The 24,465-nt window shown below is 44.5% G+C and carries 27 protein-coding genes; 16 read left to right on the top strand and 11 right to left on the bottom strand.

The genetic code is table 11. The annotated features are described in order from the left end of the window. The first annotated feature begins 191 nt into the window (after window positions 1-191). Complete coding sequence (locus QT996_RS00315; protein ID WP_333043838.1) at window positions 192-1,337, top strand: hypothetical protein; 1,146 nt, start codon at window positions 192-194, stop codon at window positions 1,335-1,337. 105 nt (window positions 1,338-1,442) lie between these two features. On the opposite strand, the gene QT996_RS00310 is transcribed toward QT996_RS00315, so the two are convergent. The 9 genes from QT996_RS00310 to QT996_RS00270 all read right to left on the bottom strand — a co-directional run bounded on the left by QT996_RS00310 (window position 1,443) and on the right by QT996_RS00270 (window position 7,802). Beyond that, window positions 1,443-2,624: an aspartate aminotransferase gene (locus tag QT996_RS00310; protein WP_333043837.1), complete on the bottom strand. Its 1,182-nt coding sequence runs from the start codon at window positions 2,622-2,624 to the stop codon at window positions 1,443-1,445. Window positions 2,625-2,723: 99 nt separating this feature from the next. Continuing rightward, entirely contained in the window at window positions 2,724-3,869 is a 1,146-nt protein-coding gene (locus QT996_RS00305; protein WP_333043835.1) for an iron-containing alcohol dehydrogenase family protein, read from the bottom strand. Window positions 3,870-4,068: 199 nt separating this feature from the next. Beyond that, on the bottom strand, window positions 4,069-4,398 hold the full coding sequence (locus QT996_RS00300; protein WP_333043833.1) for a type II toxin-antitoxin system PemK/MazF family toxin: 330 nt from the start codon (window positions 4,396-4,398) through the stop codon (window positions 4,069-4,071). After that, window positions 4,385-4,678, bottom strand: coding sequence for a hypothetical protein (locus tag QT996_RS00295; protein WP_333043831.1), 294 nt, complete (start codon window positions 4,676-4,678; stop codon window positions 4,385-4,387). Before QT996_RS00295 ends, QT996_RS00300 begins: the two co-directional genes overlap by 14 nt. A 134-nt stretch (window positions 4,679-4,812) precedes the next feature. Further along, window positions 4,813-5,097, bottom strand: a complete 285-nt coding sequence (locus tag QT996_RS00290) for a peptidase (protein ID WP_333043829.1) — start codon at window positions 5,095-5,097, stop codon at window positions 4,813-4,815. Window positions 5,098-5,316: 219 nt separating this feature from the next. Continuing rightward, window positions 5,317-5,748: a hypothetical protein gene (locus tag QT996_RS00285; protein WP_333043828.1), complete on the bottom strand. Its 432-nt coding sequence runs from the start codon at window positions 5,746-5,748 to the stop codon at window positions 5,317-5,319. Between the two features lie 363 nt (window positions 5,749-6,111). Beyond that, entirely contained in the window at window positions 6,112-6,378 is a 267-nt protein-coding gene (locus tag QT996_RS00280; RefSeq protein ID WP_333043827.1) for a type II toxin-antitoxin system PemK/MazF family toxin, read from the bottom strand. Between the two features lie 381 nt (window positions 6,379-6,759). Beyond that, the gene (locus QT996_RS00275) at window positions 6,760-7,392 is read right to left on the bottom strand and encodes a hypothetical protein (RefSeq protein WP_333043825.1); all 633 of its coding nucleotides are present in this window, start codon (window positions 7,390-7,392) and stop codon (window positions 6,760-6,762) included. After that, window positions 7,392-7,802, bottom strand: coding sequence for a hypothetical protein (locus QT996_RS00270; RefSeq protein WP_333043824.1), 411 nt, complete (start codon window positions 7,800-7,802; stop codon window positions 7,392-7,394). Before QT996_RS00270 ends, QT996_RS00275 begins: the two co-directional genes overlap by 1 nt. Window positions 7,803-7,854: 52 nt before the next feature. On the opposite strand from QT996_RS00270, the gene QT996_RS00265 reads away from it, so the two are divergent. From QT996_RS00265 to QT996_RS00250, 4 genes are all read left to right on the top strand, one after another. After that, window positions 7,855-7,995, top strand: coding sequence for a hypothetical protein (locus QT996_RS00265; protein WP_333043822.1), 141 nt, complete (start codon window positions 7,855-7,857; stop codon window positions 7,993-7,995). A gap of 387 nt (window positions 7,996-8,382) precedes the next feature. Beyond that, a complete protein-coding gene (locus QT996_RS00260) occupies window positions 8,383-8,622 on the top strand; it encodes a hypothetical protein (protein WP_333043819.1) in 240 nt (79 codons plus the stop codon). A 3-nt stretch (window positions 8,623-8,625) separates the two neighbouring features. Continuing rightward, entirely contained in the window at window positions 8,626-8,982 is a 357-nt protein-coding gene (locus QT996_RS00255) for a hypothetical protein (RefSeq protein ID WP_333043818.1), read from the top strand. Window positions 8,983-9,054: 72 nt separating this feature from the next. Continuing rightward, the gene (locus QT996_RS00250) at window positions 9,055-9,864 is read left to right on the top strand and encodes a TIGR02391 family protein (protein ID WP_333043816.1); all 810 of its coding nucleotides are present in this window, start codon (window positions 9,055-9,057) and stop codon (window positions 9,862-9,864) included. A gap of 181 nt (window positions 9,865-10,045) precedes the next feature. Here the strand turns inward: QT996_RS00250 and QT996_RS00245 are convergent, their stop codons facing one another. Both QT996_RS00245 and QT996_RS00240 read right to left on the bottom strand, forming a co-directional pair. Continuing rightward, complete coding sequence (locus QT996_RS00245; RefSeq protein ID WP_333043814.1) at window positions 10,046-11,731, bottom strand: DNA repair helicase XPB; 1,686 nt, start codon at window positions 11,729-11,731, stop codon at window positions 10,046-10,048. A gap of 309 nt (window positions 11,732-12,040) precedes the next feature. Next, window positions 12,041-13,906 carry a hypothetical protein gene (locus QT996_RS00240; RefSeq protein ID WP_333043812.1) on the bottom strand — a complete coding sequence of 622 codons (1,866 nt, stop codon included), beginning with the start codon at window positions 13,904-13,906 and terminating at the stop codon, window positions 12,041-12,043. A 374-nt stretch (window positions 13,907-14,280) separates the two neighbouring features. Here QT996_RS00240 and QT996_RS00235 point away from each other — a divergent pair, with 374 nt between their 5' ends. The 11 genes from QT996_RS00235 to QT996_RS00190 all read left to right on the top strand — a co-directional run bounded on the left by QT996_RS00235 (window position 14,281) and on the right by QT996_RS00190 (window position 24,356). Continuing rightward, window positions 14,281-15,705 (top strand): aspartate ammonia-lyase, encoded by a 1,425-nt coding sequence (locus tag QT996_RS00235; RefSeq protein WP_333043811.1) that lies wholly within the window; start codon window positions 14,281-14,283, stop codon window positions 15,703-15,705. Window positions 15,706-15,875: 170 nt separating this feature from the next. Beyond that, complete coding sequence (locus tag QT996_RS00230) at window positions 15,876-16,202, top strand: hypothetical protein (RefSeq protein WP_333043810.1); 327 nt, start codon at window positions 15,876-15,878, stop codon at window positions 16,200-16,202. 115 nt (window positions 16,203-16,317) lie between these two features. Beyond that, window positions 16,318-17,277 carry a DUF362 domain-containing protein gene (locus QT996_RS00225; RefSeq protein WP_333043809.1) on the top strand — a complete coding sequence of 320 codons (960 nt, stop codon included), beginning with the start codon at window positions 16,318-16,320 and terminating at the stop codon, window positions 17,275-17,277. Window positions 17,278-17,431: 154 nt separating this feature from the next. Beyond that, window positions 17,432-17,647: a helix-turn-helix domain-containing protein gene (locus QT996_RS28555; RefSeq protein WP_445304533.1), complete on the top strand. Its 216-nt coding sequence runs from the start codon at window positions 17,432-17,434 to the stop codon at window positions 17,645-17,647. 24 nt (window positions 17,648-17,671) lie between these two features. Further along, the gene (locus tag QT996_RS00220) at window positions 17,672-17,980 is read left to right on the top strand and encodes a hypothetical protein (protein WP_333043808.1); all 309 of its coding nucleotides are present in this window, start codon (window positions 17,672-17,674) and stop codon (window positions 17,978-17,980) included. A 230-nt stretch (window positions 17,981-18,210) separates the two neighbouring features. Then, window positions 18,211-18,492 (top strand): transposase, encoded by a 282-nt coding sequence (locus tag QT996_RS00215; RefSeq protein WP_445304532.1) that lies wholly within the window; start codon window positions 18,211-18,213, stop codon window positions 18,490-18,492. Window positions 18,493-18,981: 489 nt separating this feature from the next. Continuing rightward, entirely contained in the window at window positions 18,982-20,043 is a 1,062-nt protein-coding gene (locus QT996_RS00210; protein ID WP_333043807.1) for a mannose-1-phosphate guanylyltransferase, read from the top strand. A 234-nt stretch (window positions 20,044-20,277) separates the two neighbouring features. Beyond that, window positions 20,278-21,930: an AarF/ABC1/UbiB kinase family protein gene (locus QT996_RS00205; RefSeq protein WP_333043805.1), complete on the top strand. Its 1,653-nt coding sequence runs from the start codon at window positions 20,278-20,280 to the stop codon at window positions 21,928-21,930. 259 nt (window positions 21,931-22,189) lie between these two features. Beyond that, on the top strand, window positions 22,190-22,396 hold the full coding sequence (locus QT996_RS00200; protein WP_333043804.1) for a hypothetical protein: 207 nt from the start codon (window positions 22,190-22,192) through the stop codon (window positions 22,394-22,396). Between the two features lie 237 nt (window positions 22,397-22,633). Continuing rightward, window positions 22,634-23,578, top strand: a complete 945-nt coding sequence (uvsE, locus tag QT996_RS00195; protein ID WP_333043802.1) for a UV DNA damage repair endonuclease UvsE — start codon at window positions 22,634-22,636, stop codon at window positions 23,576-23,578. Between the two features lie 106 nt (window positions 23,579-23,684). Then, window positions 23,685-24,356 (top strand): SOS response-associated peptidase, encoded by a 672-nt coding sequence (locus QT996_RS00190; RefSeq protein ID WP_333043801.1) that lies wholly within the window; start codon window positions 23,685-23,687, stop codon window positions 24,354-24,356. The last annotated feature ends 109 nt before the right edge of the window (window positions 24,357-24,465 follow it).

Raw genomic sequence — 24,465 nt, 5'->3', positions numbered from 1 at the left:
TCAGTCAGAAGGTTTTTTTGGTGGAATTCACAAACAATAAAAATTATTGACTTCAAAATTTTTATTGAATTTTGACCAATGCCTTCCCCCTTCACAAGTTATTGGCTGCGGACTGAAGACTGAAGACTAATAACTCAGCCTAAAATCTAAAATCTAAAATCTAAAATCTAAAATTAAGTAGGTGGACTTGCATGGCTGGAGGTATTTATCTGATTCAGGATGACGACAGGCTGGTAGAAATGATGGAACAGCCCTACGACTCGGAAGACCAATTACAAGACTTGTTAGTAACTTATCCTAATTTGATCGCGGGAGACCAAATCGATCGGGCGACACCGCGCAGGTGGCTGTTAATTTCGCGGGAAGCAGCAGTGGCCAGCGATGAAGAAACAGCGGTACAGTGGTCGCTGGATCATTTGTTTCTCGACCAAAATGCCGTTCCTACTTTGGTGGATGTCCGGCGAACTCCGAATGCTGATATCCGGCAAAAAGTTTTGGGTCAGTCGATCGACTATGCTGCTAATGCGTTGTTTTACTGGCCCATCGATTCAATTATTGCTCTGTTTGAAGCTAATTGTCGCGATCGGGGTCGCGATCCTGAACAGATTTTTGAAGAGTTTCTCGGTGCAGATGCCAATGAAGAGAGATTTTGGCAGAAGGTTAAAACTAATTTGCAAGCGGGTAAAGTTCGCTTAGTGTTTGTAGCTGACGAAATTTCCGCTGAAATGCGCCGAGTTGTGGAATTTCTCAACGAACAAATGGACCCGGTTGAAGTTTTGGCTCTGGAAATTAAGCAGTATGTAAGTGAAGATGGTTTGAAAACGCTGGTTCCTAGAGTGATCGGTCAGACAGCGGAAGCACAGCAGAAAAAATCCAGCGCAACGCGCGAAAGAAGGCGTTGGGATGAATCTTCATTTTTTGCGGAAATCAAAGCTAGACGAGGCGCGGACGAGGCGCAAATGGCAAGAGCAATTTACTTGTGGGCAAAAAGTCAAGAACCCGAAGTTCAGATCCAATGGGGAACGGGGGATGCCTACGGCGGTTTCGCCGCCCAATTGCCTCACAGGGGAAGAAAACCCTATCAGTTATTCACTGTAGATATTGCTGGCAGAATGGAGATTTCTGCTGATAATTACGGTTCCCAGCCGCCGTTTAATGCGGAACCGAATTGGCTGGAATTGAGAAGTAAGCTGAGTTCGATCGGTCTGTCGCTGCCTATAGAACCGGGTGAGAGAAGGTCGCCGAGTCTGGCTTTGTTTACTTTACAAGATGAATCGGCCCTCAACCAAGTTATGCAAACTTTTGACTGGGTGATTCAGCAAATTAAAACGTTATAGTCAGTTGTCAGTTGTCAGTTGATAATTGGTTATTATCACCAACAAATAACCAATAACAACTAACAACCCAAAAATAACCAATAACTACTGACTAATGACTAATGACTAATATCGAATATTTGCTTGTTTCATTCGCCGCAATGCTTCTCCCAGTCGATCGCAATCTGCAATTAAACTAATTCTCACATATCCTTCGCCGCCCGGCCCAAAAGCATTGCCAGGAGTCACCACAACACCAGTTTGCTGCAAAACATTGAGGGCAAAATCCGTAGAACTCATGCCGCGAGTGCAGGGAACCCAAAGATACATGGCAGCCAGAGGTTTGGGAATATTCCACCCTAATTCTGCCAATCCTTCCACCATGAAATCACGCCGAGTCCTGTAACGATTCTGCACTTCGTGCAAGTAACTGTCCGGCAATTGCAGTGCTGTTTCTGCTGCTGTCTGCAAAGCGGAAAATATACCGTAATCTAGGTTAGTTTTTAATGTCCGCAAACCTTGAATAATTTTGCTATTTCCTACTACAAAACCGACGCGCCAGCCGGCCATATTGTAGGTTTTGGACATGGTGTGAAATTCGACACCGATTTCTTTACCGCCGGGAATTTCTAATAAACTTGTCGGTTGATAGCCGTCAAAGGCTAATTCGGCATAACACAAGTCGTGAACCAGCAAGATTTGATGTTTGTGTGCGAAAGCAACAATATCTTTGTAAAATTCGCGGGGTGCTGTTGCTCCAGTCGGATTGCTGGGATAATTGAAATAGAGTATTTTGGCTTGTTCGGCTACGCTGTCGGGAATGTCGGCTAAGTCAATTACCCAGTCGTTTTCTGGTTTGAGGATGATGTTGTGAACTTTTGCGCCGGCAATGATTGGCCCGCGAAATAATACGGGATAAGCGGGACTTGGTACTAATATTACGTCCCCTGGATTGATATAGGCGATCGCAAAATGTGCTAAACCTTCTTTAGAACCCAACAAAGGCAATGCTTCGCTTTCTGGATCGAGTTCAACGTTGTAGCGGCGGCTGTACCATTTAGTAATAGTACGGCGGAAACTGGCAGTTCCTTCAAAGGGTGGATAGCCGTGATTGGCAGAATTTTGGATGGCTGCGACAGCCGCATCTACTACTGGTTGAGGAGTGGCCCCGTCGGGGTTTCCCATTCCTAAGTCTATTAAATCGAGTCCTTGTTCGCGGGCGCGGGCTTTGAGTTCGTCGAGACGGGCAAATACGTAGGGCGGTAGTTTTTGCAACCTGTCAGCAGGGCTAATCCAATCCAAGGTCATTTATTTTGTGTCAGTTGTCAGTTTTCCTGGTTTGTAGTAAGGACTTCCGTCCTTGCTAGCACAGCCTTTTCAGGACTAAAGTCCTTACTACAAACTGTTTTAATTCTTAATCTTTAATTCTCCCACAGGTGCGGTGGTAGAAACCATCGCTGCCATTAATTGTTGGGGAACAACTTTAAAAGGCAGTCGATGGATGTCGGAATTGGGATTGCAGGCTATGTCGGCGGCGCGCTGCAATTCTGTGATGGTAATGTCTCCGAGTCCGAGGTTGTCTAAAGTTTGGGGCAATCCAATCTCGGCATAGAATTTTAGCAGTTGCTGTCTGGCGCTAGCGGCGAGTTGATTGTTTTGCAGCATTTCTTCTAGTCGCAGTTGTACTAAAATGCCGTAGGCAACTTTTTCGCCGTGCAATGTGCCGTGACTTGCTAATAGATGAGTTAAGCCGTTGTGGACGGCGTGGGCGGCGACGGTGCGGCATTGGGCACCGCCAATTCCGCCGATTACTCCTGCTAGCAATACGGCTGCATCTGTGACTTCTTGCCAGGTTTCGCTACCGGGTTCTTTGAGGGCGGCGGCTGATTTTTGGAATAAAATATCGCGCAGTATTCTAGCTTGTTGAACGGCCGAAATAATCAGGGTTTGTTCGGAGTGTCCGCTGCTGACTGATGCTTCGTACCATTTGGCGATCGCATCTCCAATTCCTGCTACTAATGTCCGCTGCGGTGCGGTTTGAATTAAGCCGTAGTCTAGTATTAATAAGTCGGGACATCTGGCTAATGTGACATCGTATTGGAATGCACCTTGTTCTGAATAAATGTTAGAAAGGGCTGTCCAAGCGGCACAGGTGGCTGCTGATGTCGGTATTGTGACGATCGGGATTTTGCACTGATGGGCGACGAGTTTGGCTGCGTCTAAGGCTTTGCCGCCGCCGACACCGATGATGAAGTCGGCTTGATGGGTTTGGGCTGCTTCACGGAGGGTTTCGAGGCTGATTTCGCTGCAATCCTTGCCGTATGCTGTTTCGGCGGATTTTAACTGCTGCTGTTCGAGGATTGGTTGCAGGTAGGGTTGGACGGCGGCGAGGGAGTTGCTGCCGCCGACGATTAGCGGCCGCTTTCCGAAACGGGCGATCGCATCTCCGGCTTGTGCGATCGCCGATCGACCCCGCAATACACAGGCGGGAGCAATTGTCAAGGAATAAATTGCTGGTGCGGTGGCGGTTTTAGTGCTTTGGGTTTGAGTCATCGAACCACTGGATAAGTGACGAGAAGGTTGACGCTTTGCAGGATTGCTGGATTTTATAAGATAACTCTAACCCATGTTGGGCGATCGGGTAAGTTTTGTAAAGTTTTTATTAAGTATTGTTGGGCTGTTGGGGCATGGGAGGGGGGAGTTGAGGGCGATCGCTAATTTGATGAAGAAAATACGGGCGATCGAACTATCATTAGAATTGAGGCCTAACGTACAACTCCCAGACTTGTTTCACTGCTGCGGCATCTGCTTGAGAAATTTGCCCGATTTTCGCTAGCAACAAAGACTTTTCCAAACAATCTAATCTAGACAAACGCACTGTTGAAGCACCGCGCAAACCGCTGACAGACCAATCATTAAGAAATACATCAGTTTGGCTGCGGGGTTTGGCAGAGGTGACGGCGGCTGCTACTACATCCTCGCCATCCAACCATAGCAAAAGTATGGGGCGTTTTTTAGAGGCTGCGCCGTTTGTAAAAGGAATAGTTGCCACCCAAAAATCACCAGGTTCAATAGTCGTCATAAAGTCCTTCGTCTTCGGGTGCGTAACCTTTCAAAAAAGCATCATGACTGCGAGTAATAGCTGGGTCCATTAAATAGTCTTCGCCGTCTAGTAGCGAGCGCTTGAGAGGCGGTGTTTCTGTTGGCGAAGTGCTAGATTCGGAACTTATGGTAAACTGCTTTGTCTGTTGGGATTTGTACAAGAGGAATTGAACGAAATCGAGCACTTCCTCTTGTTGTTCTACCGACAGAAGTCGCAAGTTTTCGGACACTGTTTGTTCGATATTAATAGTGGGTTTCATTGAATTTTTACCCTTCAGATTTGTTAGATTTTTGCGTTACCTACATATATTATCACGACTCTCAAAGGTGAGAGAGTTCCTGATTATAGCCATTCCAACAATATAACCGACCAAAGTTCCTCATCTCTTTGGTTTTAATCATTGGAGGTGGGCTGCTTTTTCCGGCCAAACAAACCAGACATACTTAAACCAGTCACCAATAAGCCTATCATTCCCAATCCGTTCAAAATCGGGTAAATTGCTTGCAGGTGGAAGATTTCACCTGTATGAATTTTTAATAAAAATCTCGATGAAATTTCTATACCGAGCGGCCACTCTCGGACAATAGTTATGACCATTCCCGTCAAGACAGTCAGTGCGATCGGCAAAGCAACAATAATGCCTAGAATGCGGTGGTATTTGCGAAATGCTCTCTTCATAGTGGTTGAAAGTTTGGGAATACTGAGGTTATATAAAGAGGGAGTGTTGAGTGCTTGTTGCTGAGTAAGTGCGATCGCATAACTCTAACAGGACTTAGGCACTCCGAGGGACAGAAACCGGATATTTTAACTTTTCTTCAAGGTGTGAACCAATTACAAGAGTTAAAAAAATCGGTTTCTGCGTCTCAGACTGTAGAATCAAGCACTCACCACTGAAATTTAAGACTTAGGAATGCTACTGATAGTCTTTTCCAGCGACTGCAATTGAGTCAGCACTTGGTCTTTACTGGGCTTAGACTTTTTGAGGTCTGCCATTACTTTGTCTGTAGTCTCTTCAACTGCATCGTAGCTTTTAGGAGCTTTAGCTTTGATACCGTCTTCTACTTTCTTCCAGGCATTCTCAAATTTGTTAAATTCGGTTTTGGCTTTGGCAAAGTTTCCAGCCTGAACTGCTGCTTTGGTACTGGACACCACACCACTCAATTCTGCATAGTTTCCCTGCGATGCTGGTTTCTCAGTTTTTACAGCAGTAGCAGTAGGAACCGGGGCGGATGAAGTTTGCGGAGTGGAAGCTTCCTTAGCGCTGTCGCAACCAGCCAAAGCTATAAGGCTGATGGCGCTAAGGACAAGGATTTGATTAAAACGGGCCATGAACAATCCTCACATAGATTTATACTAAAATCTATTGTGTCACAAAGAAATCAGATCGGTGGGAATAAATCAACATCCTGCAGGATAGTAAATTTTGAAGCTGGAAGGCGGCTGATAGTTTGGTAAGTTTGGTAGGTTTGGGTTGAGGGAGGAAACGCCACTAGATGATGGTTTGCCACTGTTGACCTGAATCCAGTGCAAGCCAACCTACTGACTAGCCTCTTGTGTGTTTTATGTTCAGAAAGCTAATTCGGGCGATCGACATTCCTGATTTTATGGACGATAATCAACACAGATAATTAAGCCTATTACTAATTCTTGCACAACAGTTTCAAAAACTTTGCCGATACATCGGACAAATCGCTAAGTAGTTACACTCCGAACTTGCAAAACATTGCCTCCTGAGTCTGCGTCTAAACAGTTTTCTTCAGTTCGCTGAATGAGAATAATGAAAGGGCGATTTTGAAATTTAGGTTGCCATGTAGCCACAGGAATTATAATCCGCATGGGGATAGAACTAAACATTTCCGAACTAATCACAACCGCAGGACGTGTTTTTTGAATTTCTTGCCCTCGGGTTGGATCGAGTTGTACCAGCCAAACCTCTCCTCGTTTTGGGTTAGCAGTCATACTTAGTCTCCCAGTCTTCGCCATCGAGTACCGAAAACTCGGTTAATTCAGGATACATCAAAAAATCTTCTGCTGTAGCACCCATATATGGTGCTAGTATTTTATGGCGTTCCGCTATTGGCAGGCTAGCAATTTCTCTAAGTGATAGCTTGAGAGTAGGTGCAGTTGTTGACGAACTGTTAGACTAAGAACTTTCGCTAGGTAACTGTTTTTTCTGTTCCGCTTTTTGCACGAGGACTTGTGCAAAGTCGAACACTTCTTGTTGTATCTTTGTTGGCAAGGGAGCGAGAGCGAGGATTGCTTTTGCGAGCATAAATGTGGGTAAGGATGCGGTTGTTAATAGTGTAGCAGCTTGTAAGTTGGGGGAGGAATATAAGCAACTCAATCTTTTTTTTCATCACTCTTTCTCGTGGCTAAAGCAGGGATGAACTTTCTACGTGGGGAATTAGCACGTACAATATGAACAGTGCTGCTTGCTTGATATAAATAGAGGTACTCGTTGAATTGAACTCCATCGACACTTCTAATTTTTTCTTGGGTTTCACTGCTTTTCGCCCTAGTGACAGGAACCGTTATCTGAGCGATAATTTGGTTTTCGGGAATTCCTTTATCTGCCAAATTGAGCCTTCTTTTTTGGATAACTTGTGGCAATTCGTAAGTTAGCACAGCCTGCAAATAATTACTGAAGCCCGATTTATACACGGAAGTTAGAACCCGCTGCTGCAATTGACTCTTATAAAAAACCTGGTAATCATCTCCAAGTTCTTTTTGAACTTTCTGCCATAAACTAATTCCTTCTCTTTCAAAAGCTATCTCTTCCTGTTTACTCGCAAAACCGGCAGAAGCGGGGTCATCCCAATCCATGATTCCATCATAAATATTTTGCCAATTGAGTAACCGTTCAATTGTTGCCTCCCTCAGCGGTAAATCTGTCGGATCGATATCGCCACCATCATCCATATCCCACAGCGGATAACAATCAAAATCAGCCATCAGCTTAATTCTTTGCATCATTACTGTCTCTCCCGAAGTAAACGGTAAATTAGATCTTTATTTGTAGGGTTAGCACCGACAATATAGCCATTTTCACCGACACTTATTGAAATGTATTGAACTACACCGTTGAACTCAATTTCATAGACATCTCGCTTACGCTTAGTCCCTTGAGTTCCTATAATTATGCCGCTAGTGACCGCACTTATTATAGCATCAATAATCATGTCTTCTGGAATTCCCCTGTTGGCAAAGTCATTAGCGTGATTCTTGCGAATGTGTTGCCACCCTGAAATATCATTACCAATCTCCAAAAAAATAATTTTACCCTCAGACAATCTGGTAATCCGCAGAATGTTCTCTGGGTTATGCTTGATTCGATCGGCCAGCAGTTGGGCAATTAACTCCTCTCTCTCAACCTCATCCGTCAATGAAATTACCTCTAAACGTGCGATAATTTGATATTATCACCAACTTCCTAACATGACCGAACATTCAACCGCAACCTACCGCACCGAAAGCGACTCGATGGGAGACAAACAAATCCCATCTAATGTCTACTACGGCATCCCAACTCTAAGGCGATCGAAAATTCCCCGATTAGCGGCATTAAGCCTTTATTAACATACGTTGATGCTTGTGCTTTAATTAAAAAAGCAACGGCGATCGCGAGTATTCACCCAATTGTAGACTTCCAATTCGCTCATTTTAAGGATGTATATTACATGATCCTGAAAGGACAGATGCTTTGTTTAAGCATAACAATTGTAGATTGAGCGGCTTTACACTGTTTGATAGGTTCTTTGTCGATCGCTGTTGTCAAAGAAGGAGCTAGTCACGATATGCTCTGATTTTATACCCGCAACAGGAGATTCCGAGCGGAGTAAGAAGAAATTGACATACATGAGCAATTTGCGGTATTTTATAGCTATATAGCGAAAAGAGCTAAGCCTGCACAGCATTAGCGACTGCGGTTGAGCTAGACTGTTATGCAACTCAAAGGAGTTTGTGATGTCACTGAGAGTGTTTTTTTACACTAAAAGCCCGCAGGAACGGAGTTGGTCTAACCACGAAAAACGAGAGTTTGCCCGCATTCCCATTGTGGGGGAGTACGTCGCAACTGCGATTAACCGTCCTTGGTTTTGTGTTCAGCTAGTGGTTCACACGCCTTTTGATTGTGAATTTGACCCGGAGGTGTACGCAGTTGCTGCGGATCAAAACGAAGTTCTAGAGATTGCTCAGGCAAATTAAGCGATGACTAAGAAAATCTCAATTGATTACAATGATATAGCTGCAACTGCCTTTAAATCTGTCCTTCCTCATGGTTGGAAAAGCCTTATCCTTGGTTATGACATATGGAAACTATTGATTGAACCACTAGCTCAGAAGGTTATTGATGCTGCTACTTTAAGTCAGGGGAATGATCTTGAAAATATCAAGGAAATAATTAGAGCTGGCAAAGAAAACGGGGTTGATGAGTTAGAGATAAAAATTGCCAAAGAAGCAGGTATAAATATTGGTACTAACCTAAATGAAATAGGTATTCCTTGTAATGTGAATTTAAGAGTGGGGTCACAAGGGGAGACTGTTATTAATATCAAGTACAAGTAGAGAGATACAAGTACGAGCATTGCTGAAACTGTAAGACTGATAACTAATCGATTATAGAGATTATTTTTATATATGACACCACAATCACTTGAACAAATTGTGCAGAAAATTCACGAACTTCAGACACTTATGGTGACAGTTGCAACAGGTGAAGCACGTATTCAGGAAAAAGATGATGAGTATAAGCAGCTATATATGGAAGTGAGATTGAAGCTGGAATCTCTACAAAATGAAGGCTTCAACGTTGACAATCCAAATTCTTTTAGATCCCTGTGGGATTGGTATAATTACTGGTCAGATCATTTGGGTAGTTATGCTTTACGTCGTCAGTATGTTGGGGAACTTTACGAAAAGGTTCTCACACCATTTGAAAATACTCTCTACAAGCATCGCGCAAATGCGATGTCGAGTGAAGAACTAATTGACGACTTGCAGCGCAGGTTAGGTCAGATGATACCTGAACCCCAGACTAGCTTCAAATTCACAATTAATTCTCTGCATCCAAAAATTATTCAGCGATGCCAGCAACAATTTGAATTGGGACAGTATGATGATGCAATATTCAATGCCATGAAAACTGTCGAAGAAGAAATTCGAGCTCGTGCATCAGCAGCACCAAATGATGTAGGAGTTGCTCTGGTTTCAAAGGTTATGAATCCTAATCAACAACCAAAGCTCATTTTTAGTTCAGTAAATGCAGAACAGGAGGCAGCACACTCTATGTACCGAGGCGCAATCGGTAGTTTTAAGAATCCACTCAGCCATCGTTTTTTGGATACCTCCGATCCAATAAAAAGTTTTGAGATTCTAGGTTTTGCAAGTTTATTAATGCGTATGCTAGATGATGCAACTGTAACACCATCTAGCTCAAATGGTGTCTAACAACGCCCATGCACACCGACCGCAGAGAGTTGATCGGTTATGATGCAGAGGTTACTAGCGTCCAGTGAGTGCGAACGTTACATTTTTTACCGACAGGTGAAACCCGATCCCTCGCCCCTTTCCCATACCCCAGAAAAATACACCTATTCAAATCAGAAAAAACACGAATATGCAAGGCCGACTAAACATCTTTTTGAACTTCTATGCGATAGTTGTAGCCCTGTTCAGTCAGAAACAGTTGGCGGTGTCGGGCAAAATCCTCCTCGCAAGTTTGTAGCGATACTAATGTATAAAAGCTGGCATTGTGTCCGTCGGGTTTGGGGCGAAGAATTCGTCCGAGGCGCTGCGCTTCTTCTTGGCGAGAACCATACTTTCCCGATACTTGAATTAAAACATCGGCATCGGGTAAATCGACGGCAAAATTGCCCACGCGAGATAGAATTAATCCGGGAATCTCTTTGTGACGGAATGCTTCGTATAACCGATCGCGGTCTGCCTGTTTTGTTTTCCCCGTAATCAGTGGCAAATCGGTAATTTTGGCGATCGCATCCAACTGTTCGAGATACTCACCAATAATTAAAATACGGTGTCCCGCCTCCTTTTGCAATAAACTTTGTACCACATCCAACTTACCCGGATTTTCCGCAGCAATCCGAAACTGGCTGCGGCGGGGCGCTAGGGCATATTCCATTTTTTCCGCCTCATTTTGGGCGACGCGGATTTCCGTACAATTCGCAGTGGCAATAAATCCCTGTCCTTCCAATTCGCGCCAAGGTACGTCATAGCGCTTGGGTCCAATCAATGTGAATACATCGCCTTCTTTCCCGTCTTCGCGAATCAATGTTGCAGTTAAACCTAACCTGCGTCGTGCTTGTAATTCAGCGGTGATCCGAAATATCGGTGCAGGTAATAGATGGACTTCATCATAAATAATCAGTCCCCACGATTGGGCGTTAAACAACTCGAAATGCGGGAATTCATCATCTTTATTCGATCGATAACTTAGCATTTGGTAAGTCGATAGGGTGACAGCAGCCGTCTGTTTGGTGACACTGCTGTACTCAGCGATCGCATCCTCAGTTAAACTCGTTTTGTCTAATATTTCCCTGCGCCACTGGTGCACTGAAGTCAAACTGCTGGTGAGGATGAGTGTCTTTTGCTTTACCAAACTCATCGCTAACATCCCGACAATCGTTTTACCAGCCCCGCACGGTAGGACGATCGTGCCACTTCCACCTTTTACCTCGCCGTCCTGATAGAATGCCTCTGCTGCTTCTTGTTGATAAGCACGCAAGTTAAAGGGCAAGTCCGCTAAAGTACGATCACGCAAAGAAATCCCTAATTCCGCACCCTCGACATATCCAGCCAAATCTTCTGCCGGATAGCCCACCGCTAGTAAAGCTTGCTTGAGTACGCCGCGATTCCCGGCATCGACTTGAAAGCAAAGATCGGAGATGCGCTTACCCAACATTGGTTTGACGCGATCGTCCCGTACCAGCAATTCCGCTAGGGGCAAATCGGCAATTCGCAGTTGTAAATCGGGGCTAGCCGCATCGATTCTTTCAATTACAGTTAATCCATACCGCGCCCCCAACAGTTCAATTTCCTGCGCTACGGACTCAGGAATGGCATACTTGGCATACTTTCGCAAAGCTGCGATCGCCTCTTCAACTGGCATTCCCGCCGCCCGCGCATTCCACACGCTGAGGGGCGTGATGCGATAGGTGTGGATATGTTCGGGACTTTTGATTAATTCCGCAAAGGGGGCGATCGCTTCTCGCGCCTGTTGTGCTGTGGCAGCGTGAACTTCTAGTAAGATCGATCGATCGCTTTGCACGATCAAAGCATTTTCGGGAACGTAAGTCATAGGAAGAAGGAAGAAGGAAGAAGGAAGAAGGAAGACGGAAGAGGGAAAAAGGAAGACGGAAGAGGGAAGAAGGAAGAAGGAATAAGTTTGTTAGAACAGAAAAGTTTGGTTGATTTGCTCCAGTCCATGTTATAAGGTGCGTCGCGATTGAGAGTGTCGATCTTTTTTTAGGATTTATCGCCAGCGACGCACCCTACAAATACTCAAAGTCCCCCTTTTTAAGGGGGATTTAGGGGGATCTGGACTCAGCTATAAACGAAAGATAAAAAGGTTTTCGGGTGATTTTTGACACTAATAGTATCAGGTGTACTATTTATCCCGCTGGGGTAAGACGTAGCCGATCTGCCGCAGGGCGTTGCGAAATTTAGTTTCCTGGGATAATGGAACTGCTAAAGTGCGATCGCCCGCTAGCTGACAGAATTTTTTGGTACGGGAATCATTGGCAATCAACACTGCTAAATGGGCGTTTGTACATTCGATTAACTTGACAGTTCCTACATCTTGCAAACTATTGGCTCGTTCTGTAACATCCGTCAGAAATTGCTGTACGGTTTCGGGTAGCGGTTCGATACTTCTTGTCTCTAAAACTTCTTTAAATTCTGCTAGCGGGTATCCGGCTTCAATGGCGGTAAATAGCTTTTGTCGATCGAGTTGCCAGACGACATCGGAAACTTTTTTAGCATAGAGATCGAGGACTATCGCATCTGATGTCGCGATGCCTTCTCCTGCTACAACAATATCTAAATTGGGCAGTACGCGGAGTGTTTGACGGAACTCAATTGCTGGCGGAGTGTAATTCTGAGTCAATCCCAAACAGTAAGCCCCCAAAGCTGTCAAGCGAAAAGATATTAAGCCGTCGTAGCGGCTGAGAAATCTCAAATCGTCCGTTCCCCAAAGATCGTCAAAATCACTGGGTACGAGGGACGGATCGGCATAGGCAACATCAATTATTCCAAGGGTAGCAACATACTCAAACAACAGGCAGCGCATATATCTTTCTTGCAGAATATGCCAATCATGACTGCCCGAATATCCTAAGTTACCATACCCAAATTCAGAAATATAGAGATTGTCGGGATCGCGCGTTACTTCAAACCGATTGCCCGTTGCCAACATATACCTGCTAAATTCGCTAAACAGAATCCATTTACCGACAGGACATTCTGCTAGCCTTGAGGCGATCGCCTCTCTCCGCCCCGCCACCGCTGTCATGCCGCGCGCGCCCTTGCCGGTTTGTCCTTTAATCGCATCAATGCGGCGAAATTCATCAAAAGTGTTTGTTTTTAACCAGCGCTTCCATGCTGTCTGTAATCCTTTGGCAGGTGATTCTTGCAAAGCTTTCTGTCCCGCTTTGGTCAAAACGAGCTTTTTGCCCGATAGTTCGGCGAATTTGCTAGCTTGGGCGATCGCGGCCCAAGCAAAGGATTTGATGTTACCAACCTCGTAGAATATATCGCCCTTTTCCAAGGTAGCTTGGCGCTGTTCGTCGTTATAAAAATCACCCCCTTGCAATACGGCGGCGATCGCTTTCAGAGTTGCGGCACCAGGTAATGCGGTTTTCTCACTAACGGCAACTTTGCCCGACTGAATCAGACGCAAAACTGCTTCAAAATCCTTTGGGGCTGCCCGTTCCATTTCAAAAATAGTCAAAGGAAGTTCGTACTCGGATACCTCTCTTTGAGATGTACGAAAGTTATGTTTTTCTACACGAATTATAAAATTATCTGGCAGTACATCGCCAACCAGACTTAAGGAAATTCCTTGAGGTTTTGGCACAAACTTCAGCAATTTTTCTTCAAGATCGTAGGGTATCGCAGTGCCGTAGAAGAACAAGGATAGTAGGGAGGGTTCTCGATTGTATCCATAGCGATCGCTCATTCCCCAGTTTGGTTGTTGTCCGTATTTCGCCATAAATACATCGGCATCATAGCCACCACCTGGCCCATGTATAACTTCCGCTACGGCCGCTTTTTGCAGGTCGTCTAATTGCGCCCAAACTTGCTTGAGTTTTTGTCCCTGCATTTGCTCTTTAATCCCAGCAACTAGGTCAGCCTTGCGGGTTAATTTACGATCGCCCGACAACAGTGCATTCAGCTTTTTTAAATCTTCAACAATTATTCCTTCCAGTGCCTCTTGGAGGGTAGGAACATCATCTATGGTTGGGTAACGCGGCATAATTTTTGGCAATTCGCCTGTTGCAAAATTGTTTGTGCTACCAAATATAACAACTTTCAGAAAATTCTAACTTGAATTTTTGTAACAAAATTCCGCAGTAGGGTTTGATATTTATTGTTAAACACGCAAATTGTCTCTAATAAAGTACAGAAGTACGCTATCTAACAAAGTCGAAATTACACAACTACTCTTGCACAGGTTTAGGGAAGTAATATTAATTGAAAATTTTAGCTTTGAGATTTAACTCGGAGTGTGAGATAATTATTTACAATCGTGACTTGTATGTTACTGAGTCCGCCGGTTAGGTAAAACAGCAGTGACAGTCAGCAGCGTTAAAAAAAATCCCAATTCCCAATCATCACAAACAAAGCGATATGAGCGAACACCCAACCATCAGCTACCGCACCGAAAGCGACTCTATGGGAGACAAACAAATCCCATCTAATGTCTATTATGGCATCCAAACTCTAAGGGCTATTGAAAATTTCCCGATCAGTGGCATTAAGCCTTTATCAACTTACGTTGATGCTTGTGTATTAATTAAGAAAGCTACTGCGCTCGCCAATGGCGAACTCGGCTGCATTCCCGAAGACATTAGTCAAGCCATTGTCCAAGCAGCAGATGAAATCCTAGCTGGCAAATTGCGCGATCAATTTGTAGTTGATGTCTATCAAGCTGGCGCCGGAACTTCTCACCACATGAATGTTAATGAAGTTCTTTCAAATCGCGCTTTGGAAATTATGGGCGAGGAAAAAGGCAACTACAAGCGCGTTAGTCCTAACGACCACGTAAACTACGGTCAATCAACAAATGATGTGATTCCGACGGCGATTCGGATCGGCGGATTGTTGGCGTTAGAAAAAACTCTTTTTCCAGCATTGTCGGAGGCCGTATTCGCCCTAGAAAACAAGGCAGAAGAATTCAAAAATATTGTTAAATCCGGCCGCACTCATATGCAAGATGCCGTACCGGTTCGACTCGGCGATACCTTCGGCGCTTGGGCGCAAATTCTCAGAGAACATACTTTGAGAATTGACAGGGCATCCGATGATTTGACATCCCTGGGATTGGGGGGAAGTGCGGCAGGAACCGGCTTAAATACTCACCCTGAATACTGTCAAAAAGTTGCTGAAATTCTCTCAGAATTAATCGACCAACCCCTGAAACCAGCAAGGCATTTAATGGCAGCTATGCAGAGTATGGCACCGTTTGTAAATGTGTCCGGTGCACTGCGAAATCTCGCTCAGGATTGCGTTAAAATGTCCCACGACTTGCGTTTGATGGACTCAGGGCCGAAAACGGGTTTGAAAGAAATTCAACTGCCTCCTGTGCAACCTGGTTCGTCAATTATGCCGGGAAAATACAATCCTGTGATGGCAGAAATGACATCGATGGTTTGTTTTCAAGTTATGGGTTACGATAGCGCGATCGCCCTTGCCGCCCAAGCGGGACAATTAGAGTTGAACGTGATGATGCCCCTGATTGCCTACAATCTGATTCACAGCATCGAAATTTTAGGCAATACCATCAGCGCCCTGAGCACCAAATGCCTCGAAAAAATTGAAGCTAAGGGCGATCGGTGTCTCGCTTACGCAGAAGGCAGTCTCGCCCTCGTTACCGCCCTCAACACCCACATCGGCTATCTCAACGCTGCCGCCGTTGCTAAAGAATCTCTAGAAACGGGCAAATCTTTGCGGCAAATTGTGCTAGAAAGGGGTTTAATGAGTGGAGAAGACTTGGCAAAAGTTCTAGATTTAGAAAAAATGAGTGCGATGCCAACATCTTCTGCTAACGCTTAGCCGATCGCAAGTATCAACTAGATACTAGAAGGCTGAACTCGATTTAATTCTGCTTTCTGCCTTCTGAGTTCTGCTTGATGGCCACAGGTTAAAGTTAAACAATTCAGAATTCAATTTTTTGATATTTAATTCTGAATTTTTTTATAGTTTAAAATTCTGGAGCAAAATTTATGCGTGCAGGTTCCTTTTCCAAATTAACTCAAGATAAAGAGAACACGACTCAAGTGACCTTTCATTATGTGGAAGGTCACACAGAAACCTTTACTATTCCGATGCCTGCACAAGAATTCCAAGAGGAAGTGCTGAATTTGTTAAATCAACCTTGGTTGACTTTCCATTTAGCCGATCAAACGGTTTTTATCTGCACTGCCCGGTTGGTAAAAGTAGAAGTAAAACCTGCTATCCCGGCACTTCAAGGTCAAGGAATATTTTCTAACTCGCTGCGAGTTAGTACCATGCAGCGGGCTGCTGTTGGCAGATTGCCGATGGATACTTAAACCGAGTTGCTAGTTAGCGGTAATGGGTAATGGGTAATGGGAATCGCTGACAATTAATAGCGAGGATAAATTACCAATTACCAATTACCAATTACACATTTATTCACAATTAATTATGTCTGCTGTTAGTTTAATTCGTGCCAATTCATACGATCGCCAAATCTTGCAAACCTCTTTAGAAAGTTTGCTGGCGCCCTTGGGCGGAATCTCGGCTTTTGTCAAATCGGGCGATCGGGTTTTACTCAAACCCAATCTCCTCACAGGTTCTCGCCCTACAAAAGAATGCGTCACCCGCCCAGAATTAGTTTACTGCGTGGCTAAAATGGTCATTGAAGCGGGAGGGAAACCGTTTTTAGGTGATAGTCCCGCTTTTGGCAGCGCAATGGGTGTAGCCAAAGCCAACGGTTATTTGCCGCTGTTGGAAGAACTGAATTTGCCAGTAGTTGAGTTTCAAGGAAAACGCTATGAAACTGTCAGCGAAGATTTCAATCATCTGCGAATTTGCAAAGAAGCAATGGAAGCGGACGTAGTGATTAATTTGCCCAAACTAAAATCTCACGTTCAATTAACCGTGACAATGGGCGTGAAAAATTTGTTTGGGTGCGTCCCCGGCAAAATGAAGGCTTGGTGGCACATGGAAGCTGGCAAGGATAGCGCCAGATTCGGTGAAATGCTGGTAGAAACAGCCCGGGCAATTAACCCAAATTTGACGATTTTGGATGGCATTATCGGCCACGAAGGTAACGGGCCAAGCGGCGGCGAACCGAAGTTTTTGGGAATTTTGGCCGCCTCTGATGATGTGTTTGCTTTGGACAGAACTTTAGTTGAAATTATTAATGCTGATCCGGCGACGGTTCCCACTGTAGCTGCGGCTATGAGACTGGGGCTTTGCTCGAATTTAGAGGCGATTGATTTTCCGCTTTTGCAGCCCGAAACTCTCAAGGTTTTGGATTGGAAGTTGCCGGAAAATATGATGCCGATCGACTTTGGTATGCCCCGCGTGGTGAAGTCGGCTTTCAAGCACCTTTATATCCGGTTTATTAAAGAAAAGTTCAGCATCAAGGCTTCGCATTAAGTAGTTAAACAAAATTAATTATATAAATAACTAATATGATATACTAAAGTATTAAGTTGTATTTAAATAGGTTTTATATGTTTTTACTTCGAGAGATTAATCCACTTTCCTTGAAATTCTGAACCGAATTTATCGCGAAAGCAGACATCATCAAGTGCGCCAAATATCGCATTTTTTGATCTTAGTTTCACAAGGTGTCAACAATGAAAACTTGATGAAAATTTTTCAAGTTAGTTATAAGACTATGTATAACTGGTTGAATCGATGGGAATATGAGGGAATGCTCGGATTATACAATAAACCAGGTAGAGGCAGAAAAAAAACTTTTGATTCCGCACAATCAGCTCAAATTAGAGACTGGCTAAAATAGGAGCCAAGACAATTAAAGCAAGTAGTGCAAAATATTAAACAAGAATGGGATATTAATATCAGTACGGAAACTATTAAGAGAATACTTAAAAAACTTTGTATGAGTTGGCATAGGATGCGTCGAGGTGTTGGCGGCAAGCCAGACACCATAGAATATAAAGAAAAAACAGAAAAATGGTCAGAATTAAAACACCTAGAAGATGAGAAAAAAATTGATTTATACTATTTGGATGAATCCGGATTTTGTGGCATCCCTTGTGTCCCTTATGGATGGCAAGATATTGGTGAATATTTGTCAATTGATAGTCGTAGAACTACTCCCTTCCCACTCTAAGACTATAGATTAATATTTTATATATGCCCTCTGCGCTCTCTGGGTCTCTGCGGTTAAAAAAGATGGCTGGATTAGTAATAGAATGGTGGTGATATCTATAATCTTCTGGCGGGAAGGGAGTAAGCGTTTAAAGGTCTTGGGAATCATGAATCGGCAAAACACGCTTCATGCTTATGTTTCAGAGCAGACTATTAATTCTGATGTAATCATAGCCTGCATAGATACTTTCTTTGCTGTGGTGGAGCGGCCAACATTTATGGTGGTCGATCAAGCTTCTATTCATACGCTTCAATGCCATTTTCGATAAACTTGAAGAATGGAAAGAACGCGGTTTAACTATATTTGAATTGCCTAATTATTCACCTGAATTGAATTTAATTGAGATTTTGTGGCGGTTTATCAAATATCAATGGCTCGAAATAGATGCCTACTCTAGCTGGCAATCTCTTGTTTCATATGTAGAAATAATTCTTAAAGAATTTGGAGATAATTATGTAATTAATTTTGCTTAACTACTTATGACATCCGCTCACTTCCCGAGTCTGGGCATCCATCACTAACCAAACCCATTGTTTATTCCCTTTGTTGTCTACTTTCATACCATAGTTCATCCATTTGGACGGTGTGTTTTCCCACTTCTTTTGGGATAACTGTAGCCTTGGGTACTACTCTTGTGAATTATTAAGAAATCATATTGAAGTTGAGGAAAACTACCATTTCAGCCTCCGGCTTGTCAATACCCTACTTAGACTTTCCCCATCAAACCCTTATGAGATAAAGGCTTCAGCAATTGCGTCTGCCGTTTTCCCCAGAAATATGCCTCAAACCCTTACAGAAATTGGATTACAGCCGACAAAATTAACCCCTCGAATTTTACACCCAGCAACAGACGCAATTTTCCCAAAAATATAGCTCGCCCCCAAAACCCGCAGACAGCCACAATTCTGTTCATAATTATAAGCTGTCGAGCAAAATAGATCAGAACCCTTAAACTTCAAACCATGACCAGAACCTTAATTCCCGTAATTCTCGCCGGCGGTAAAGGCGAACGTTTTTGGCCGCTGAGTCGCAAGCAGCGCCCCAAGCAGTTTTTGAGTCTCGACGGTAGTGGCAAGAGTTTGCTGCAGGCTACTGCGGAAAGACTTTTGGAATTAGGTAACGGTTGGGACGATTTGTGGGTGGTAACGTCGGAAATGTTGGCTGCGGGAGTCCGGGAACAATTGCCGCTTTTACCTCCTGAGAATTTGCTGGCGGAACCGGAGGGCCGGGATACTGCGCCAGCCGTGGCTTGGACTGCTATAGAAACTGCCAAGCGTTACGGTGAGGATGCGGTGGTGGGTTTTTTCCCGGCGGATCACTGGATTGGGGAACCACAGGAGTTTATCAAGACTTTGGAGGCGGCTGCCGAGTTGGCGAGAAATCAGGATGCGATCGCCACTTTGGGAGTAAAACCGAGTTATGCTTCCACCGGCTACGGCTACATCGAACAAGGCGAGGAAATTGGCAGTTTTGCGGGTTTTCCGGCCTATCGGGTAGCCCGGTTTACCGAAAAGCCCGATCGCACAACTGCTGAAGAGTTTGTAGCCAGCGGCAAGTTTAGCTGGAACGGCGGCATTTTTGTATTTCGAGTTGGCACAGTCTTGACAGAATTGCGAAATCATGTACCGGAAATGATGGCAGCTTTGGAAGCAAAAGGGGCGCAGGCTTACTCGGAATTACCGAAAATTAGCATCGATTACGCTTTGATGGAGAAGACGCAAAAAGCGTGTGTTCTCCCCGTAGGCTTTAGTTGGGACGATTTGGGAGATTGGAATGCGATCGGGCGTTTGCTGCAAGGAGATAAGCCGAATGTCGAGTTAGCAAAACACGTGGGAATTGATACCAAGGGCGGCATTTTTTATGCAGCAGATGAGAATGAAGTCATCGTCACCATTGGTTTAGAAGATGTCGTAGTTGTCAGAGATGGCAATGTGACTTTGATTGTGAAAAAGGACAGGACGCAGGAGATTAAACAGGTCATCAAAGTGTTAGGAGAAGATGAGAAATTGAAAGATTTGCTGTGAGGACAAACACAACAAAATACCTGTAGCGAAAGTCCCGGAAAATTCTTTTGTAGTAAGGACTTTAGTCCTTTCTTACCGAAATGTTTAAAGTCCTTACTACGAACTTCTGCCCTCTCCCCCTTCGCCCATTCCCACTATTTCCCCCAAGTTATTCCTCAAGACACTCGTCAGCTTGGTTAACAGCGCTATCCTAGTAGTTATATAGCCCTTAAACCCGATCGACCCGGAGGCCCCTTGTTTAGCCTAGTTCAAAACACTTCTCGCAAAGGAGAAATTCTAGAGGTCGTCTTCCGCAACGGTTGGGACTACATGAAAAGCCTCCTAACCGGCCGCAAAACCGACGCACCCAGTCTCCCAACTCCAGCAGTTCTCCGCAACATCCTCGTCGAATTAGGCCCAGTTTTTGTCAAATTGGGACAATTGCTGAGCACCCGTCCCGACCTTTTGCCGGCCAGCTACATCGAAACTCTCTCCACGCTACAAGCGGAAGTGCCGCCCGTACCGTGGTCGCAAGTAGAAGCAATCGTCCGCCAGGAACTCACACAATCTCTCGAAGATACCTTCGCCAAATTTAACACTCAAGCTGTCGCCGCAGGTTCGATCGCCCAAACCCACAAAGCTACTTTAAAAGACGGCCGCGAAGTCGCCCTCAAAGTTCAGCGCCCCGGTATTGAGATTGTCATCGAACAAGACATCGCCGTACTGCGAGGTTTGGCAGAACTTGTCATGCTCACAGACTTCGGTCAACAATACGATATTGTCGCGTTAGCAGAAGAATTTGCGATCGCCCTGCGTGCAGAATTAGACTTCATTCAAGAAGCCAGCTACACAGACGAACTGCGCCGCAATTTATCTAAAAGTAAATGGTTTGACCCCACACAAGTTGTGTTGCCAGAAATTAACTGGGAGTTAACCACAAAAAAACTCTTAGTAATGGAGTGGCTAAACGGAGTACCGATTTTGTTAGGCGATTTGCAAGGAATTCGCCAAAAAGGAGATATAAACGCCGAACGCGAAGAAATTACAACGCTGCTTTGCCGTGTTTTCTTCCAGCAGTTGTACATCGACGGATTCTTTCACGCAGACCCGCATCCCGGCAATTTATTTTATCTCAAAGACGGCCGGATAGCTTTACTGGACTGCGGCATGGTCGGCAGATTAGACCCGCGCACTCAGCAGAATTTGACAGAAATGTTGCTGGCAATTGTCGATTTGGACGCTCAGCGCTGCGCTCAATTAACTTTAGAAATGGCAGAATTTGCTCAGCCGACAAGTTTAGTTAATCTAGAGAACGATTTAGCTCGAATGCTCCGCAAGTATTACAATGTCAGTTTGTCGCAAATGAACTTGTCGGAAATTTTTTATGAGGTGCTGGAAATCACTCGCAAAAATAAAATTCGACTTCCCAGCAATCTCGGTTTATATGCAAAAACTCTCGCTAATTTGGAGGGACTGGCGCGCTCTTTTAATCCCAGATTTAATATTGTAGAGCAGGTCAAACCGCTGATGACTGATATGTTTCGGCGTCAGTTATTAGGAGATGATCCGATCCAAGCTCTGCTAAGAACTGCCCTCGATCTCAAAAGCTTATCTTTGCAATCTCCGCGACAGGTGGAAGTGCTTTTAGACCGGGTTACTTCGGAAACTTTGAAGTGGAACTTGACACTAAAAGAACTCGATCCGCTACGCCGCACTCTGGGAGATTCTGCGAACCGACTTTCTTTTAGTATTGTTGTGGGTTCGCTAATTATAGGGGCTGCAATTATTTCTTCTAACGCGCAAACTTCTCAGCTATCTTTTTTGAGCACTGGTTTGTTTGGGGCGGCGAGTTTTTTGGGTTTTTGGTTAATTATTAGCATTCTCAGATCAGGGCGTTTGCGGAGTTGATTGAAAAGGGGCAATGGGGAAAATCAGGAGATATAGTAATCCTTTCGGGAAACGCGCAACTGGCTTTTTTGTGGAGGAAGCGCGAAGACTCTCTTGACGCGGATGTTGAGAAGAAAAGAGAAAGATTTCACAATTTATGCCAGGAGTCCTATAACATCCTCAACTATTAAGCCACATCTCTGACTTAAGATAGGCGATCGCCCGCAGCAGCTAAGTCTAAGCTAGAAATTGTTCCATAAACCTAATTGAGGAAAAAAAGATGAGTAGCGGTCACGCCAGCCATAAAGGCTCTTCCACCAAACCCAATACCAACACTAACGGTCAAATTACATCCCCTGATGACCAACCCGCTGATCCGCTAAATCAAGAAACATCGGGTTATCCGTTCCATAACGAAGCAATGGAAAATCCTGCGGCTACCGCGCGGCCTGACGAAGAGGCTGAGTCGGGCGAAGAACAGCAATAGTTATATCGATTAAATTGTCATCGATATGCTATCTGCGACGCGGTTGATTAGATGTTTGATAAAAATCAGGTTGGTACTAATTACATCTTGCACCTGTTCCTATACTCCGCCAGGGATTTCAATCTCTGGCGGACTATTCGGGCAGGTTCAGTAGTACCTCAAAACTTCAGAACAAAAGACTGAAGTCCTTACTAAGAAAATATTTAACCTCAAAGTCAAGTTAGGAATTATTGATAAATGAGCGAGATTAACCAACTATTTCAAAAAGACAAATTGCCGGAATTGGGGTTAGTCTGCATTACAACATCCGATGCAGTTCGCTTTCGCACTGTCACGCGGAAGCGACTTTTACAGCTTTCGGAGACTGAACAAGAAACAGTATTGCGCGAGCTTTATACAGACAACTTAAAGCGGCTTGACAAAGCGATCGACTTCTGTTCTGCTAATCAGATTAAGCTGTACCGCATGACTTCTGCACTGTTCCCTTTTGCAGATACAGATTTGGGGGAAGCAGTGCTGCACTCAATGACTGAGGAATTGCGAAATACGGGCGATCGCGCAATTTCCCTCAACATCCGTTTGGTACTCCACCCGGATCAATTTGTCGTCCTCAGTTCCGACAAGCCTGATGTCGTTAAAAACAGCATTAAAATTCTCGCCACTCATGCTTTAATTTTAGATATGTTGGGACAGCCCCGATCGCCCCAGGCACTGATGAACATTCACGGCGGCAAGAGCGATCGCACTTCGCAGCTCAAATCCGTCATCCGCGACTTGCCAGAATCAATTCGATCGCGCTTAACCTTTGAAAATGACGAATACGCTTACAGCTCCTCGGAAATTTTAGAAGTTTGTCTCGATACCGGCGTACCAATGGTTTTTGACGCCCACCACCACGTCATTCACGAACATTTAGAAACTTACGACGACCCCAGCGTTGCCGAAATACTCGCAGCAGCCCGCACTACTTGGTCTGTTCCTGAATTGCAATTAGTGCACATATCGAATGGCAAAGAATTTTTTGCAGATCCGCGCCACAGCGATTTAATTACAGAAATGCCTAATTGCTATTATCAAGCTCCTTGGATTGAAGTAGAAGCTAAATTCAAAGAATTAGCTATTGAAAAGTTGCGCGCCGAATGGTTGTCTGCGAATGTTCCACAATTTAGCAATGTGTCGTAGGGGCGGGTTTTACAAACCATCTTTGCCTAACACCAATAATCTCGAAAACCCGCCCCGCCCAACGGTAAATCCCCATCTACCTTTTTGTTAATACCAATTATAAATTATGTGTGGACGATACACTTTAACTACCTCAGGTGAAATCATAGCCGAGTTCTTCAAACTGTCGGGAGTTCCCGATATCAAACCGCGATACAATATCGCCCCAACTCAATCAGTGGCCACAGTAACAGTAGAACAAAAAAAACTGCAGCGAGAGTTCCAATTTATGCGCTGGGGTCTGATTCCCAGTTGGGCAAAAGACATCAAAATAGGCAGTCGCATGATTAACGCGCGATCGGAAACTGTAGCCGAAAAACCTGCTTTTCGCAGCGCCATCAAGCACAGGCGATGTTTGATAGTCGCTGACGGTTTCTACGAATGGCAACTGCAGGGAAAGAACAAACAGCCTTACTATTTTCAAAAGGCAGACGGCGAACCTTTTGCTTTTGCCGGTTTGTGGGAAAATTGGGAATCTCCTGAAAAAGAAAACATTGTATCTTGCAGTATAATTACTACCGCTGCTAACCAAACAGTGCAGCCCATGCACGATCGAATGCCAGTGATTCTCCCCGACAGCGATTGGGAACAGTGGCTCGATCCTTCTGTTAAAAATGCTCAGGAAGTTTTGCCCTTGTTAAAGCCCTATGCTTCGGAAGCCATGAAAGCAAAGGCCGTAAGTGCGATCGTCAACAGTCCAAGTAGAGACACTCCCGAGTGCATTAGCGATCGGCAATAAATCATTGCAGCGGACAAAACCGAGATAGTTTGAGTTATGATGTAAAATGATGTTTGAGCTGTAGCTTAGGTTTTCTAAGGATCAGTTTAACTCAGTTGTTATTTGCTCA

The sequence above is a fragment of the Microcoleus sp. S13C4 genome, assembly GCF_036700865.1.
Lineage (GTDB): Bacteria > Cyanobacteriota > Cyanobacteriia > Cyanobacteriales > Microcoleaceae > Microcoleus.
The sequence above is the reverse complement of the archived record's forward strand: the minus strand, read 5'-3'. Positions and strand labels throughout refer to the sequence as shown.

What these genes read in the sequence shown, in the direction of transcription:
- QT996_RS00315 (WP_333043838.1), top strand. Translation starts at nt 192, where the DNA reads ATGGCTGGAGGTATTTATCTGATTCAGGATGACGACAGGCTGGTAGAA.
- QT996_RS00310 (WP_333043837.1), bottom strand. Translation starts at nt 2,624, where the DNA reads ATGACCTTGGATTGGATTAGCCCTGCTGACAGGTTGCAAAAACTACCG.
- QT996_RS00305 (WP_333043835.1), bottom strand. Translation starts at nt 3,869, where the DNA reads ATGACTCAAACCCAAAGCACTAAAACCGCCACCGCACCAGCAATTTAT.
- QT996_RS00300 (WP_333043833.1), bottom strand. Translation starts at nt 4,398, where the DNA reads ATGACGACTATTGAACCTGGTGATTTTTGGGTGGCAACTATTCCTTTT.
- QT996_RS00295 (WP_333043831.1), bottom strand. Translation starts at nt 4,678, where the DNA reads ATGAAACCCACTATTAATATCGAACAAACAGTGTCCGAAAACTTGCGA.
- QT996_RS00290 (WP_333043829.1), bottom strand. Translation starts at nt 5,097, where the DNA reads ATGAAGAGAGCATTTCGCAAATACCACCGCATTCTAGGCATTATTGTT.
- QT996_RS00285 (WP_333043828.1), bottom strand. Translation starts at nt 5,748, where the DNA reads ATGGCCCGTTTTAATCAAATCCTTGTCCTTAGCGCCATCAGCCTTATA.
- QT996_RS00280 (WP_333043827.1), bottom strand. Translation starts at nt 6,378, where the DNA reads ATGACTGCTAACCCAAAACGAGGAGAGGTTTGGCTGGTACAACTCGAT.
- QT996_RS00275 (WP_333043825.1), bottom strand. Translation starts at nt 7,392, where the DNA reads ATGATGCAAAGAATTAAGCTGATGGCTGATTTTGATTGTTATCCGCTG.
- QT996_RS00265 (WP_333043822.1), top strand. Translation starts at nt 7,855, where the DNA reads ATGACCGAACATTCAACCGCAACCTACCGCACCGAAAGCGACTCGATG.
- QT996_RS00260 (WP_333043819.1), top strand. Translation starts at nt 8,383, where the DNA reads ATGTCACTGAGAGTGTTTTTTTACACTAAAAGCCCGCAGGAACGGAGT.
- QT996_RS00255 (WP_333043818.1), top strand. Translation starts at nt 8,626, where the DNA reads ATGACTAAGAAAATCTCAATTGATTACAATGATATAGCTGCAACTGCC.
- QT996_RS00250 (WP_333043816.1), top strand. Translation starts at nt 9,055, where the DNA reads ATGACACCACAATCACTTGAACAAATTGTGCAGAAAATTCACGAACTT.
- QT996_RS00245 (WP_333043814.1), bottom strand. Translation starts at nt 11,731, where the DNA reads ATGACTTACGTTCCCGAAAATGCTTTGATCGTGCAAAGCGATCGATCG.
- QT996_RS00240 (WP_333043812.1), bottom strand. Translation starts at nt 13,906, where the DNA reads ATGCCGCGTTACCCAACCATAGATGATGTTCCTACCCTCCAAGAGGCA.
- QT996_RS00235 (WP_333043811.1), top strand. Translation starts at nt 14,281, where the DNA reads ATGAGCGAACACCCAACCATCAGCTACCGCACCGAAAGCGACTCTATG.
- QT996_RS00230 (WP_333043810.1), top strand. Translation starts at nt 15,876, where the DNA reads ATGCGTGCAGGTTCCTTTTCCAAATTAACTCAAGATAAAGAGAACACG.
- QT996_RS00225 (WP_333043809.1), top strand. Translation starts at nt 16,318, where the DNA reads ATGTCTGCTGTTAGTTTAATTCGTGCCAATTCATACGATCGCCAAATC.
- QT996_RS00210 (WP_333043807.1), top strand. Translation starts at nt 18,982, where the DNA reads ATGACCAGAACCTTAATTCCCGTAATTCTCGCCGGCGGTAAAGGCGAA.
- QT996_RS00200 (WP_333043804.1), top strand. Translation starts at nt 22,190, where the DNA reads ATGAGTAGCGGTCACGCCAGCCATAAAGGCTCTTCCACCAAACCCAAT.
- uvsE (WP_333043802.1), top strand. Translation starts at nt 22,634, where the DNA reads ATGAGCGAGATTAACCAACTATTTCAAAAAGACAAATTGCCGGAATTG.
- QT996_RS00190 (WP_333043801.1), top strand. Translation starts at nt 23,685, where the DNA reads ATGTGTGGACGATACACTTTAACTACCTCAGGTGAAATCATAGCCGAG.